Below are 12524 nucleotides of genomic sequence, written 5' to 3'. Positions count from 1 at the left end.
CATGACCATGAAACATCGTACCTCCATGGCTGGTCTATCGCTGGTCGAACTGATGGTTGCCCTGGTGATCAGCTTGGTGTTGATGCTGGGCGTGGTCCAGGTGTTCATTGCCTCACAGACGGCTTCGCGCCTGTCTGAGGGGGCCTCCCGCGTCCAGGAAAATGCACGATTCGCGTTGGACTTCCTGGAGCGGGACATCCGGATGGCCGGGCACATGGGCTGCGTCAACGACCAGGCCCATGTAGTGAAGAACCAGGGAGACCCGGTATCGCATCTCGGTGCGACCTCCGGTGATGGCAGTCCGTTGGATTTCAGTGTTTCCATCCAGGGCTTCGACGCTCCCGACACGGCTCCCGGCGGCAGTCTGGCGCTGGGCGCGGACTGGTCCGCGCCGCAAGGCCTGCCGGCCGCGATCGCCGGATTGAGCCCGGCACCGGCCGGCGGCAGCGATGTGCTGCTGCTCCGGTTCTTCGCCCCGATGGGGGCGCCGGTCACGGCGATCTCTTCCAATGGCGGCGATGCACTCCTGGACGTGGATAGTGACCACGTCGCGCGCCTGACCAGCGATGGCATCAGCACGCCCACTCTGTTCGGCATCGCTGACTGTGGGCATGCCGATGTGTTCGCAGGCACGTTGAGCGCTGCGCGGGTGACTGCGACCTCTCTGGACCTGTCGCGCTACGTGGCCCAGCCAACCGGGCAGACGATGCTCTATCGCGCCGAGTCGATGGTCTATTACGTGGGTATCAATCCGGAGACGAAACAGCCTGGCCTGCGGCGAGCGCGTGCCGACAGCGATGGGGAATACACGATCAATGAAGAGTTGGTGGAAGGCATCGAAAGCCTGCAGCTGATGTACGGCCTGGACAACACTGCCAACATCAGTATCAGCACTCCGCCGGCCGGCAACATCACCCAGCTCGACGCAGCCGGCGGGGTCAGCACGGATGCCAATGCCGAGGGTGCTGCACAGTGGTTGCGCGTGGGGCAGGTGCAGGTTGGATTGCTGGCGCGCAGCCCATCGCCGTCGTCCTCGGCCCAATCGGCCAATGCGCTATCGGTGCTCGGCGTTGAGTTCACCAACAGTGACAAGCCCGACGGTCGCTACCGGTCCAGTTATGAAGTGTCGATTGCCCTGCGCAATCGCTTGTTCGGAAACTGATCATGCCCCATTTCCAGCGTTCATTCAGACCCGTCACCGCCCCCCGCCAGCAACGCGGTGCGGTGTTGTATGTCGCGTTGATCATGCTCATCCTGCTGGCATTGCTGGGTATCGCTGGCATGCAGGTGGCGGGCATGCAGGAGAAGATGGCAGCCAACTACCGAGCCGCCAACCGGGCGTTCCAGAATTCAGAAGGTGTGGTGCGTGCAGCCGAGCGCACGGTGGAACAGATCGCCAATCGCCAGGATATCGGCGACGAGAGCTTGGTACAGGCCAGCGATGTGTCGCGGGTCTGCGATGACGGATTCGACCCGGCCGATTGGGCCGTGGAGCGCCGCGACGATACTCGCCCTGCCGTCAACGTAAGGCAGATCGACAGTTGCGTCATTGGTGAATCGGCGCTGGAGATGGGGCGGCCACTGGAAGACATCACACCGATCTACCAGATCACCGGATTTGCCACTGACGATGTGGATGCCAGCTCGTCCGCAGTGGTCATCGATACCGTATTCAAACTCTGAGGACGCAGGCCATGGCTTCGCGCAAATTCCGCTTCATGGCCGCAGGTGGCGCCGCACTGGCGCTGGGTGGGGGCTACTTCATCTATACCCTGATGGCGGCCCAGGGCCAGGGTACGCTGGCGCAGGCGCCGCTGAACATCCAGGTGCAGACGGCACCGGCATTCCTGATGGCGCTGGATGATTCCGGCTCGATGCTGTGGGAGGTGCTGAACAATACCCGCGACGGTGTCTATCGCTGGAGCGGGACGAGCTTCTACAGTGGCAATGTGGCGTACGGCTATGTCGATTCCGGGAACATGTATCACTATGTTTTCCCCAGCTACGGCCGAGATTCAAATCTGGCAGTTCCGCCATTGGATGCCTATGGCTTTGTGCGATCTCCGGATGTCAACGGCTCCTACTTTGATCCTCGCGAGACCTATGATTCCTGGAAAACCGGGCTTACGGGTTCGGCTGCCAATTTCCCAAGTGATCCGATTGATCCGGCCGCAGCGCCCCTGGATCCGCGACCGGGTACGCCAGACGGCAAGAAGACCGGCATCCTTAATCTCGCTGCCAATTCGACAATGACGTCCATTGTTGTGAGCGGAAAAGCCGCAAACTGGCGTTTTCAGTTCTATAGCGGTATGGAACTGCCGAAAGATACGAGGATTGAAAACAATCGATGCAGCGATATTACCAGCCGGAACAGCAGTGTGAAGGACGGCTTCGCTGTGCTGAATCAGAAGGTGACGCTGAGCAGAAGCTGCAGTGCCGCAATGGTGTTCTATCCAGCCACGTTCTACCTGGAAAACCCGGCCTCGCTGCCGGCCGATTACGGCTATACCGCATCCCCGGTGGCGGTGACCAACCCCGTTGGCGGGCGTCCGGGTACGCTCTACAGGTATGAGATCAAACTGGATAACTTCAACAAGGACCAGGCCAAGTACAACAAGGCGATGCAGAACTTCGCCAACTGGTTCAGCCTGTATCGGACCCGTCGCGAAGCGTTGATCGGTGCGGCCACCAATGCGCTGCATGGCACTACGAACCTGCGTGTGGGCTGGTTCCGAATCAATGATCGTGAGCAGGTCAAGATGCACAACATGACCGACGAGACCGAAAAGTCGAAGTTGCTTTACGACATCATGAGCAGAATGCGAGCCAGTGGGACCACGCCGAACCGTTCTGCCGCAGACTACCTTGGCCAGCAGTTCCAGCGCACGGATGACGGCGCGCCAGTGCTATTGGCCTGCCAGAAGAATGCGGGCATGCTGTTCACTGATGGGTATATCAATGAAAGCGGCAACAAGACTCTGATGAAGGACCTGGTGGCGCCCTACTACAAGGGCCCGCTGATTGAAGACCTTGATAACAGCTCTGTGCCGGTTCCTGCAGAGTGCAGCAGTTCCAGTCCGGACCCGTCATTGGACTGCAACAAGAAACTGCACATGAACTTCTACGGTGTGACGCTGGGTACTCAGGGCAAAGAGTTCGGCGTCAAGTACCTTCCGGACCCGAAGAGGCCCTGGGTGCTCAGCCCAGATCCGTATGTTGTCAAGCCCAATTTCCCGACCACGACGCAGGATCTCAAGCCGGAAGCGGTCGACGAGCTGTGGAACGCGGTGTATGACACCCGCGGCGAGATGGTCAACGCCACGCGCCCGGGCGAAATCACCGCTGCCATGCGCCGGATCATCAGCAATGTTGCCCAGGGGGCCACGCCGTCCGGCTCGCGTTCGTTGACGGGGGCTCGTATCGGCGTGGGCTCGCTGTCGGTGGAGCCGTTCTACGAGGCGACCAACAACGGTACTGACTGGTACGGCAGGCTGCATGCCTACTCGCTGAAGGTGGACGAATCAACGCGCAGGATTGTCTCGGAGGAGGCATGGGAAGCGTCGGCGAAGATGCCAGCGGCCGCATCACGCCGCATCCGCTTCTGGCGCAACGGTGAACTGGTTGATTTCACCGGCAGTAATGTCAGCCTGGCCAACCTGTGCGACAAGTCGAGTGTGATGTATCCGGGCATGCTGATCTGCAGTGCCTCGGAACTCGAAGGGCTCGCCACGAATTCGGCGACCGCCGTTGCGTACCTGCGTGGAGACACAACCAACGAAAAGCGCAGCGGCGGCAAGCTGCGCGACCGTACCACAGTGCTTGGGGACATCATCACCTCTACGCCGGCCCTGAGTTCGCCGCTCGATGACTACGGCTTCCGTCGCCTGCCAGGCGCGATGGGCACCAGTTATGCCGACTATATGGTCACCAAGCGCAATGACCGACGCTACATGGTCTACGCGGCTGCCAACGACGGGATGCTGCACGCCTTTGATGGCGGCATGGGCGCGGATGGCGAGATGGACAGCGATGGTGGCAAGGAGCTGTTTGCCTATATCCCATCCACATCGTTGGGTCATATGGGCAATCTGTTGCTGCCCAACGATCCCACCAACCAGAACGTCCAGCGCTTCCAGCATCGCTACTATGTCGATGGCCCGGTGACGATCAGTGATACCTACAGCGGCGGAAGCTGGACGACCTCGCTGGTCGGCACGGCGGGTGCCGGTGGGCGCAGCGTGTTCGCGCTGGATGTGTCTGATCCGGCCAGCTTCGGCGGCACCGGTTCGCTGCTGTGGGAGATCAGTGATCTCAACGCCTCGCTGGATGAGGACGTAAGGAGCAATATCGGCTACGTGCTGGGCAAGCCGGTGATCGTGCCGATGAAGAACTCTGACGGCTCGGTGGGCTTCCGGGCGATCTTTGGCAATGGCTATGAAAGCAAGAGCGGAAAAGCCGTGTTGTTCGTGGTCGACATGGCGGCTGGCAATACGCCGACCATCCGCATGATCGAGGCGGTCGAGTCGGGTACGGATCTGCCTGCCGGCAGCAATGGGCTGGGCAACATTGTGGTGGTGGATCGTTGGGGTGGGGCTGGACAGAACGAACGGGTCCGCGATGGTCTTGCTGATACCGTCTATGGTGCTGACAAGCGCGGAGCGGTCTGGAAGTTCGACCTGCGTGCCGACGCGGCACCGACGGTTCCGCTGTTCACCACCGATACCCATGTCGATCGCAGTGACAAGCGAACCTATCGCCAACCCATCACCGGCGGCTTGACGGTAACCACAGGCCCATCCGGTGGCGTGATGCTGATCTTCGGCACCGGCAGCTTCTCGTACTACGGCGATGAGAACGACGCTGCGGTGCAGGCGCTGTATGGCATCAATGACGTTGAAACCGGGCAGCCCAGTGCTACGCTGACGTCGGCCAATCTGCGCCCGTTCGCGGCGCAATTTGAGAATGGCGTTCGCACCCTGCTTCCGGGTACTGTTCCGGCGCTAAGCCGCGGCTGGACCGTAACGCTGTCCAACAAGGAGCGTGCGGTCGGCAATCCGCGCATCGTTTCCGGAGTGGTGTTCATGCCCACCTATATCCCGTCCGAGGCCAAGGGCTGCTCGGTGGATGGCGCGAACTGGGTGTTTGGCCTGCAGGCCGGCAGTGGCGAAGCGGCAATGTCGCAGGTGCGCTTCGGTGCACCGGACGGCACGTCGCCGGGGGCAGGTACGGCCGGTGTACCCCTGGAAACGGGCGGCAACGCACCGGTCAGGGATGTCACGACCTCTGTTGTCCCTCGCCTTGCGCCGCCGGATCCGGGTGAACCAGGGACTCCTCCACCGACGCCGCCGGGCGAGGCCTGCCTGATGCAGATTTCGGTGGCAGGTGCAAAACCGATGTACTTGCCTTACCCGTGTGGTCGCCAGTCGTGGAGGCAGATCCAGTGAGTAGTGTCCGTGCTTCGTCGATCAATGGAGTTGCTGCAATGCACACGACGTTCGCCCCTGGCCGCCTGGCCTGCGGATTCACTCTCATTGAACTGATGATCGTGGTGGCAGTCGTGGCGATCCTCGCTGCGATCGCGTACCCGAACTACAGCGAACATGTGCGAAAGTCGCGGCGTGCGCAGGCCAAGGCCGATCTGGTGGAGTATGCGCAGCTGGCCGAGCGCTACCACACCATCAACAACACCTATGTGGGCTTCACCTTCCCGGGCGGAGCTGATTCCATCAACTCGCCACGCGAGGGCGGCACTGCGGCCTACACCTTGTCCATGGAAACCGCGCAATCGACGTTTACGTTTACGGCGACGGCTGCCAATGCTCAGGCCGAAGACAAGTGTGGTGACCTGTCCCTCAACCAGGCCAATGTGAAGACATCCAAGGGCACGCTGTCCGAATGCTGGTGATGTGGAAAAGCGCGCCGGCGGGCGTCGTGGGCAGGAGTGTTGCACTCTCTGATCGAGGTGATTACAATGCGCCTCCCCGCCCGAATAGCTCAGCCGGTTAGAGCACTTGACTGTTAATCAGGGGGTCGTTGGTTCGAGTCCAACTTCGGGCGCCAGGTTATACGCATCAAAGGCTTGCGGTCATCCGCAGGCCTTTTTTGTTATCAGCAGGGTCGATCGGTCCTGGTCCGTGTTGATCGGACGCGCCCGCTGTTGCTGACGATTATCCGGGAGTGCTCACGGCCGTCCGCGCAGATGCGCAGCGTCAGATTGGCTCCAGGGCTGCGGCCATCCGGTTGGAAGTAAAGCTGCGGCCGGCCACTGCTGGTGGTTCCCCGGATCCTGATGTTCGGAAAGCCTGCCTGGTGCATCAGAATAGCGTCGGCAGAAGAGGGGGGGTTCGCGCCGGCCGCTTGTCCTGTAGATGACCCACCCCTGGCTCCAGTCGTCGCCGCAGTGGTGGCCATCGGTACTTGCGCAGATGCCGATCAAGTTTCGGCGCATGATCGCCTGGTAGCGCGCAGCAGCGAGTCCGGACTGCAGGTTGATACGGGTGGCGTCCGCACGCTGCCGCAACAGCATCGAATGCAGGGTGGGCCATCCGGCGGCCAGCAGCACGGCCAACACCGCCACCACCGCCATCAGTTCGACCAGGTGCATGCCTCGCGGCGCCGTAGGGCTGGGGATCGGGCAGTGGCGCATGAGTCCAGCCTCCCTCGTCCAGCGTCGCCGGCGCCATCAGGCACTGCCGCGCCCGCCTGCCCGGAAACCCCTCAGCTGGCCGTCACCGCTTGCCCCGTATACTCACCCTTCCCGGGAACTGGCAACACCATGAGCGACCGTTTTGAACTCGTCTCGCCGTATTCGCCGGCAGGCGACCAGCCTGATGCCATCGCAAAGCTGACCAGCAACTTCGAAGCGGGCATCGCCAAGCAGACCCTGCTGGGCGTCACCGGTTCGGGCAAGACCTACACCATCGCCAACGTCATCCAGAACGTGCAGAAGCCGACGCTGATCATGGCGCCGAACAAGACGCTGGCGGCGCAGCTGTACGGTGAGTTCAAGGCATTCTTCCCGCACAACGCGGTGGAGTACTTCGTCAGCTACTACGATTACTACCAGCCGGAAGCCTACGTGCCGTCGTCGGACACCTTCATCGAAAAGGACAGTTCGATCAACGAGCACATCGAGCAGATGCGGCTGGCGGCGACCAAGACCCTGCTGTCGCGCCCGGATGCGATCGTGGTGGCCACGGTGTCGGCGATCTATGGCCTGGGTGCACCCGAGGACTATCTGTCGCTGCGCCTGATCCTGTCCAAGGGCGAGCGCATCGACCAGCGCGACCTGATCAATCACCTCACCCAGCTGCAGTACACGCGCAACGAGTACGAGCTGCAGCGCGGTACGTTCCGCGTGCGTGGCGAAGTGATCGACGTGTTCCCGGCCGAGTCGGACAGCGAGGCGCTGCGCCTGGAACTTTTCGATGGCGAGGTCGAGAAGATCACACTGTTCGACCCGCTGACCGGCGAGACGCTGCGCAACATGCAGCGTTTCACTGTTTATCCGAAGACACACTACGCGACCACGCGCGAGCGCGTGCTGGCAGCGATCGAGACGATCAAGGTGGAGCTGAAGGAGCGGCTGGAGCAGCTGTACGCGCAGAACAAGCTGGTGGAGGCGCAGCGCCTGGCCCAGCGCACCCAGTTTGACCTGGAAATGATGGCCGAGGTTGGCTACTGCAACGGCATCGAGAACTACTCCCGGCATCTGACCGGCAAGAATGCCGGCGAGCCGCCACCGACCCTGTTCGATTACCTGCCGCCGGATGCACTGCTGGTGATCGACGAATCGCACGTGACCATTCCGCAGATCGGCGCCATGTTCAAGGGCGACCGCTCGCGCAAGGAGACCCTGGTCGAATTCGGTTTCCGCCTGCCGTCGGCGCTGGACAACCGCCCGCTGCGCTTCGAGGAGTGGGAGGAGCGCTGCCCGCGCAGCATCTACGTGTCGGCCACGCCCGGGCCCTATGAACTGCGTGAAGCCGGTGACGAGATCACCGAACTGGTGGTGCGCCCGACCGGCCTGATCGACCCGGTGGTGGAGATCCGCCCGGTCGGTACCCAGGTCGACGACCTGATGAGCGAGGCCAACGCGCGCATCAAGGCGGGCGACCGCGTGCTGGTTACCACGCTGACCAAGCGCATGGCCGAGAATCTCACGGAATACCTCACCGAACATGGTATCCGCGTGCGCTACCTGCACTCGGACGTGGACACGGTCGAGCGCGTGGAGATCATCCGCGACCTGCGGCTGGGCAAGTTCGACGTGCTGGTCGGCATCAACCTGCTGCGCGAAGGCCTGGACATGCCCGAGGTATCGCTGGTGGCGATCCTTGATGCCGACAAGGAGGGCTTCCTGCGTTCCACCGGTTCGCTGATCCAGACCATCGGCCGTGCCGCGCGCAACGTGCGTGGCAAGGCGATCCTGTATGCGGACAAGATCACCCGTTCGATGCAGGCCGCGATCGATGAGACTGACCGCCGTCGTGCCAAACAGGTCGAGTACAACGAGCAACATGGCATCGTGCCGCGCTCGGTGGCGCGCCCGATCGTCGACGTGCTGGAAGGCGCGCGTTCGGATGCGGCAGAGAAGGAAGCGAGGAAGGGCAAGGGCAAGGGCAGGCCTGGCGTGGCCGAGGACGGGGGCGACTATCGCTCGCTCAGCCCGGCCCAGCTGGCGTCCCGTCTCAAGGCGCTGGAACAGCAGATGTACCAGCATGCGAAGGACCTCGAATTCGAGGACGCGGCCCGCGTGCGCGACCAGATCAGGCAGCTGAAGGAGGCGAGTCTGGGCTGAACGCGGCAGTGCAGCATCTTCTTCACGAAAGTATTGCACTTCACGGCGGGCATACGTAATATACGCGGCCTGCACCGACGCAATCGCGAACGTTCAGAAGCAAAAACGGGCGGTTAGCTCAGCGGTAGAGCACTACCTTGACATGGTAGGGGTCACAGGTTCGAACCCTGTACCGCCCACCACGAAGTCCTCGGAAGAGGGCTGTCGTGAAATGCAAAGCCCGGCCCTGGCGCCGGGTTTTTACGTAGCAAGGCCAGCTTTCGGGCGGCAAGAACAAGATGGGCGGTTAGCTCAGCGGTAGAGCACTACCTTGACATGGTAGGGGTCACAGGTTCGAACCCTGTACCGCCCACCACCTGGCTCCCGGCACTGCCGGTGCAACGGTGGATCAGAATGAAAGCCGGCCCCGGGCCGGCTTTTTTCGTTTGCGCCAGTGGGCTGCAGCCAGCGGTCAGCGTTGGGCCACCCATTCGTCGATGCTGATCATGCGCTGCAGCCGCCAATGCCCGTCCACGCGTTCCCAGACCTGCGCAACGCGTGCCGAGCCGGTGCGCTGCTGCGGGGTGTCCGCCCGCAGGGGCTGGTTGCCCACGCGCAGCACGCGATCCTGGCGCAGCCGGTAAAGCTGAAGGGTGGCCGGGTCTGCTTTCTCATCCGGCATTGGAGATGCTCCTGCCTGCCCAGCCTCGGCCTGCAGGATCTGGCTGCGCAGGGAAGCATCCCCGGCGTCGGTATCGCGGCCGAACAGGCCAGCGCACAACAGCAGCAGGGCAAGCATCGGCATGGCACGGTGCTCCGGAGAAGGGAGTCCAGCGTGGCACTGCCCCCTGCGGTGTGAAACCGGTATGCGACGAAAGCCGGTAAAGCGCGCGCCAAGGCGCCCGGGGAAGGATGAATCCGGGGCCGGAAGTGCCGGGCCGCCCCAAGAGACGGCCCGGCGCGATGCCCAATGCGGGTGGGCGCCGATCAACACCGCTGCGCTGGGTCAGCGCTGGCGACCCGCAGCTCGGCTTCGATTACAGCGGATCACAGCACAGCACCTGGCCAGGCTTGCCGGAGTTGCCGAACGGGCAGCTCGGATGCGGCTCGCAACCGGGCGCATAGCCGGCCTTGGGCGCAACGGCAAAGGCCTGGCTGGTGCCGAAGGCCATGGCCGCGACAACGACGATACCGGCGACAGACGAGAACAGCTTCTTCTTACCGATCATGCGTGGCTCCTTCAGGTGTGGAAATGCACGGTGTAGGCCGTTTGCGGGACGGCCTTGCACAGGTCAGTTCGGCTGGCAGCAGATGCGGGTACCACCGATTGTCCCGTTGCCGCCGAAAACGCAGCCCGGCGTGTAGGTGCAGCCCGGCGCGAAGCCAGCCTTGGTTGGCTTCGCAAAGGCCTGGGACGCGCCGAACGACAGCGCGGCGACAACGACGATACCGGCGACGGACGAAAGGACCTTCTTTCCGATCATGTGTATCTCCTTGGTTGGCGTTGGTGTTGCAGTTGCCGAAGGCACCGGAGTGCCGGTTGTGGCGCGAATCTGGTGGCGAGGGCGGGCGCGCGGATCGGGCTCGTGGCGCCTCAGTGCAATGCAAGGCGAGGCGCCAGCGACTTCATGGCGGCCTGCACGACCTGCTCATCGAGCTGGCCGACGTGTTTGTAGGCCACGCTGCCATCTGCAGCCAGCACCACCAGCATCGGTGTGACCGTGGCGCGGTAGCGTCTGGCGGCATCGCCGTCGCTGTCGATGGCAATCGGGAAGCGCAGATCGTGCTTGCCGGCGTAGTCGGCCAGTTCATCGTAGGGAGGAAGGCCCACGCCGACCAGCTCGCTGGTGCCACGTCCGCCAGCAATCTGCTGCAGCTGCGGCATCGAGGCCAGGCAATAGCGGCAGGCGGTGGAAAAGAAGTACAGGATCTGGGCAGTGCTGCGTTCGCCGCCGATCATCACCCGGGTGCGCTGGGTGGTTTTCAATGCCAACGTATCGGCACGCGTGCCCAGCGCCAGGCCATGCGCCTCATGCTGCATGGCCTGCAGCTGGGCGGCCATCTGCTCGTTGATCTGCCGCAACTGGCGGTTCTGCCATCCCAGCGCGATGATCAACGCCGACAGCAGCAGGGCAGCAACAGGAACCAGGGCGCGCTTGAGCATTGATCATCCTTGAACGCAGCGTTGTCCGGAACATACCCGAACTGCGGCGCGAGTTGTTAAGCAGACGTTCCGCGCGTCGCCGTGGCGTGCGCGTCCCTACCACTCTCAGGATCCGTCTCAGATGAGCGAGCATGTTCCGGCTCCCCGGACCAATCCATTCGTCGAGCTGCTGTTCGGCGGCAACATGCTGGAAGGCACCTTCAAGGCCGTGGTCTGGGTAGCTCTGCTGGCTGCGGTGCTGGCCTGGGCCACCTTCCGCTGAGCCATCGTGCCCCTGCGCTCAGGCGTTGAAGACCTGCCGCAGGCTGTGCAGCGTAGCCTGGCGGTGCTCCTTTGCGGTCGCTTCGCTCATCTCAAGTTCCTGCAGGCGCAGCCCGACCAGGGTCATCGACAGCGCGTAGGTGCGTGCCGCATCGGCGACGCGCGAAAGCCCGAGTGCGCGGCGGGCCAGCGCATCCACATGCTCCAGATCGGGCATAAGGCCCAGATACGCACGTTCTGCGCTGTCCAGGTCGGGAGCACACAGGATCGCATGGGCTTCGAGGGGGGCGGAGACGCAGGCCATGAGGGGTGTCCTTGTCTGTAACGGGCGCTCGCTCAGAACGAGCTCATCAGGGAAACGAAGGCCGACGTCTGTGTCCCACGCCGCGCCATCGGGCTGTCCTTTACTGCATCGCCGAACCGCTGGTTGGCGGCCAACGGACGGCTGATGGCAGCGGAGAACAGCAACAGGCGCAGCAGGGTCGGGGGCAGCAACGGCATCGATCAGCCACTTTGCGGAGGATGGCTGTGCATGGTGCGGGCGCAACATTGTCAGAACATTGCGCGTCGGCAATCGGCACGCGAAGGCGCCCAAACCCGGCGCAAGGCACTATGATCGGCAGCGTTTCCGGTAGCCGAACCCCCTGATGCGCATCCTCCTGGTCGAAGACGATCCCGATCTGTCCCGAGCCCTGCAATCGGGCCTGGAGCGGCAGGGCGTGGTCGCCGACGTGGTCGGAAGCCTGGCCGAAGCTACGATCGCGCTGCGCGAACCGGTACACCAGTTGATGTTGCTCGACCGCCAGCTGCCGGATGGCGATGGCGCGGCGTTCGTCGCCACCGCGCGTGCACTGCGGCCTAACCTGGCGGTGATCATGCTGACCGCCAAGGGCACGTTGTCAGACAAGGTCGAGGGCCTGGATGTGGGGGCCGATGACTACCTGGTGAAGCCAGTGGCGATCGAGGAACTGATGGCGCGGATCCGCGCGGTCTCGCGCCGGCCCTCGGCGATGGTGACGCCAAGCCTGCATCTGGGCCGGCTGGAATTCGACTTCGAATCGCTGCAGGCGCAGGTGGAGGGCCAGCTGTTGGCGCTGCCCCGGCGCCAGGTGCTGGTGCTGCAGGCGCTGGCGATGCGACAGGGACGCACCGTCACCCGCAGCGCGTTGGAGGCGGCAGTGTACGGCTTCGATGACGAGATCCAGTCCAATGCACTGGACGCGCATATCTCCAAGCTGCGCAAGGCGCTGCAACAGGCCGGGGCCGGCGTGGAGATCCATGTGATCCGCGGCGTCGGCTACCTGCTGGCGGAGGCGTGAG

13 protein-coding genes, 3 tRNA genes and 2 pseudogenes are annotated in these 12524 nt (G+C 63.1%); 10 read left to right on the top strand and 8 right to left on the bottom strand.

Annotated features, from left to right (window positions below):
* Nucleotide 1: 1 nt before the first annotated feature.
* The 5 genes from O0J15_RS02580 (at nucleotide 2) to O0J15_RS02560 (ending at nucleotide 6060) form a co-directional block, all read left to right on the top strand.
* Nucleotides 2-1162, top strand: a complete 1161-nt coding sequence (locus O0J15_RS02580; protein ID WP_233653026.1) for a PilW family protein — start codon at nucleotides 2-4, stop codon at nucleotides 1160-1162.
* Nucleotides 1163-1164: 2 nt separating this feature from the next.
* Nucleotides 1165-1683 carry a PilX N-terminal domain-containing pilus assembly protein gene (locus O0J15_RS02575; protein ID WP_308305026.1) on the top strand — a complete coding sequence of 173 codons (519 nt, stop codon included), beginning with the start codon at nucleotides 1165-1167 and terminating at the stop codon, nucleotides 1681-1683.
* A gap of 11 nt (nucleotides 1684-1694) precedes the next feature.
* The gene (locus O0J15_RS02570; RefSeq protein WP_308305025.1) at nucleotides 1695-5444 is read left to right on the top strand and encodes a PilC/PilY family type IV pilus protein; all 3750 of its coding nucleotides are present in this window, start codon (nucleotides 1695-1697) and stop codon (nucleotides 5442-5444) included.
* A gap of 38 nt (nucleotides 5445-5482) precedes the next feature.
* Nucleotides 5483-5905, top strand: a complete 423-nt coding sequence (locus O0J15_RS02565; RefSeq protein WP_308305024.1) for a type IV pilin protein — start codon at nucleotides 5483-5485, stop codon at nucleotides 5903-5905.
* 78 nt (nucleotides 5906-5983) lie between these two features.
* Nucleotides 5984-6060: transfer RNA gene (locus O0J15_RS02560), tRNA-Asn, on the top strand.
* Nucleotides 6061-6108: 48 nt separating this feature from the next.
* Here the strand turns inward: O0J15_RS02560 and O0J15_RS21340 are convergent.
* Both O0J15_RS21340 and O0J15_RS21335 read right to left on the bottom strand, forming a co-directional pair.
* On the bottom strand, nucleotides 6109-6411 hold the full coding sequence (locus O0J15_RS21340) for a GspH/FimT family protein (protein WP_345784128.1): 303 nt from the start codon (nucleotides 6409-6411) through the stop codon (nucleotides 6109-6111).
* A gap of 19 nt (nucleotides 6412-6430) precedes the next feature.
* Nucleotides 6431-6586 (bottom strand): annotated as a pseudogene (locus O0J15_RS21335) (pilus assembly protein); the annotation flags it as partial.
* Nucleotides 6587-6775: 189 nt separating this feature from the next.
* Between O0J15_RS21335 and uvrB the strand changes: the two are divergent.
* From uvrB to O0J15_RS02540, 3 genes are all read left to right on the top strand, one after another.
* Complete coding sequence (gene uvrB, locus O0J15_RS02550; RefSeq protein ID WP_308305023.1) at nucleotides 6776-8800, top strand: excinuclease ABC subunit UvrB; 2025 nt, start codon at nucleotides 6776-6778, stop codon at nucleotides 8798-8800.
* 107 nt (nucleotides 8801-8907) lie between these two features.
* Nucleotides 8908-8982: transfer RNA gene (locus O0J15_RS02545), tRNA-Val, on the top strand.
* Nucleotides 8983-9080: 98 nt separating this feature from the next.
* Nucleotides 9081-9155, top strand: a tRNA-Val gene (locus O0J15_RS02540).
* A 96-nt stretch (nucleotides 9156-9251) separates the two neighbouring features.
* Here the strand turns inward: O0J15_RS02540 and O0J15_RS02535 are convergent.
* From O0J15_RS02535 to O0J15_RS02520, 4 genes are all read right to left on the bottom strand, one after another.
* Nucleotides 9252-9584, bottom strand: coding sequence for a hypothetical protein (locus tag O0J15_RS02535; RefSeq protein WP_021203592.1), 333 nt, complete (start codon nucleotides 9582-9584; stop codon nucleotides 9252-9254).
* Nucleotides 9585-9816: 232 nt separating this feature from the next.
* On the bottom strand, nucleotides 9817-10008 hold the full coding sequence (locus O0J15_RS02530) for a hypothetical protein (protein ID WP_308305022.1): 192 nt from the start codon (nucleotides 10006-10008) through the stop codon (nucleotides 9817-9819).
* 63 nt (nucleotides 10009-10071) lie between these two features.
* Nucleotides 10072-10263, bottom strand: coding sequence for a hypothetical protein (locus O0J15_RS02525; protein WP_019659007.1), 192 nt, complete (start codon nucleotides 10261-10263; stop codon nucleotides 10072-10074).
* Between the two features lie 110 nt (nucleotides 10264-10373).
* Nucleotides 10374-10943, bottom strand: coding sequence for a peroxiredoxin (locus O0J15_RS02520; protein ID WP_019659006.1), 570 nt, complete (start codon nucleotides 10941-10943; stop codon nucleotides 10374-10376).
* 121 nt (nucleotides 10944-11064) lie between these two features.
* Here O0J15_RS02520 and O0J15_RS02515 point away from each other — a divergent pair, with 121 nt between their 5' ends.
* The gene (locus O0J15_RS02515; protein ID WP_021203593.1) at nucleotides 11065-11205 is read left to right on the top strand and encodes a hypothetical protein; all 141 of its coding nucleotides are present in this window, start codon (nucleotides 11065-11067) and stop codon (nucleotides 11203-11205) included.
* Between the two features lie 18 nt (nucleotides 11206-11223).
* On the opposite strand, the gene O0J15_RS02510 is transcribed toward O0J15_RS02515, so the two are convergent.
* Nucleotides 11224-11508: a hypothetical protein gene (locus O0J15_RS02510; protein ID WP_019659004.1), complete on the bottom strand. Its 285-nt coding sequence runs from the start codon at nucleotides 11506-11508 to the stop codon at nucleotides 11224-11226.
* Between the two features lie 32 nt (nucleotides 11509-11540).
* A pseudogene (locus O0J15_RS02505) lies at nucleotides 11541-11636 on the bottom strand (MipA/OmpV family protein); the annotation flags it as partial.
* A gap of 215 nt (nucleotides 11637-11851) precedes the next feature.
* Here O0J15_RS02505 and O0J15_RS02500 point away from each other — a divergent pair.
* Nucleotides 11852-12523 (top strand): response regulator transcription factor, encoded by a 672-nt coding sequence (locus O0J15_RS02500; protein WP_308305021.1) that lies wholly within the window; start codon nucleotides 11852-11854, stop codon nucleotides 12521-12523.
* Nucleotide 12524: the final 1 nt, after the last annotated feature.

Source organism: Stenotrophomonas sp. Sm10, assembly GCF_030985515.1.
In the GTDB taxonomy this organism is placed as follows: Bacteria; Pseudomonadota; Gammaproteobacteria; order Xanthomonadales; family Xanthomonadaceae; genus Stenotrophomonas; species Stenotrophomonas hibiscicola.
This window is presented reverse-complemented; position numbering and strand designations above follow the sequence as displayed.

Excerpts from the sequence above, each read along its gene's own strand:
- O0J15_RS02580 (WP_233653026.1), top strand. The coding sequence starts at position 2 with ATGACCATGAAACATCGTACCTCCATGGCTGGTCTATCGCTGGTCGAA.
- O0J15_RS02535 (WP_021203592.1), bottom strand. The coding sequence starts at position 9,584 with ATGCCGATGCTTGCCCTGCTGCTGTTGTGCGCTGGCCTGTTCGGCCGC.
- O0J15_RS02530 (WP_308305022.1), bottom strand. The coding sequence starts at position 10,008 with ATGATCGGTAAGAAGAAGCTGTTCTCGTCTGTCGCCGGTATCGTCGTT.
- O0J15_RS02525 (WP_019659007.1), bottom strand. The coding sequence starts at position 10,263 with ATGATCGGAAAGAAGGTCCTTTCGTCCGTCGCCGGTATCGTCGTTGTC.
- O0J15_RS21340 (WP_345784128.1), bottom strand. The coding sequence starts at position 6,411 with ATGGCCACCACTGCGGCGACGACTGGAGCCAGGGGTGGGTCATCTACA.
- O0J15_RS02515 (WP_021203593.1), top strand. The coding sequence starts at position 11,065 with ATGAGCGAGCATGTTCCGGCTCCCCGGACCAATCCATTCGTCGAGCTG.
- O0J15_RS02510 (WP_019659004.1), bottom strand. The coding sequence starts at position 11,508 with ATGGCCTGCGTCTCCGCCCCCCTCGAAGCCCATGCGATCCTGTGTGCT.
- uvrB (WP_308305023.1), top strand. The coding sequence starts at position 6,776 with ATGAGCGACCGTTTTGAACTCGTCTCGCCGTATTCGCCGGCAGGCGAC.
- O0J15_RS02500 (WP_308305021.1), top strand. The coding sequence starts at position 11,852 with ATGCGCATCCTCCTGGTCGAAGACGATCCCGATCTGTCCCGAGCCCTG.
- O0J15_RS02520 (WP_019659006.1), bottom strand. The coding sequence starts at position 10,943 with ATGCTCAAGCGCGCCCTGGTTCCTGTTGCTGCCCTGCTGCTGTCGGCG.
- O0J15_RS02570 (WP_308305025.1), top strand. The coding sequence starts at position 1,695 with ATGGCTTCGCGCAAATTCCGCTTCATGGCCGCAGGTGGCGCCGCACTG.
- O0J15_RS02575 (WP_308305026.1), top strand. The coding sequence starts at position 1,165 with ATGCCCCATTTCCAGCGTTCATTCAGACCCGTCACCGCCCCCCGCCAG.
- O0J15_RS02565 (WP_308305024.1), top strand. The coding sequence starts at position 5,483 with ATGCACACGACGTTCGCCCCTGGCCGCCTGGCCTGCGGATTCACTCTC.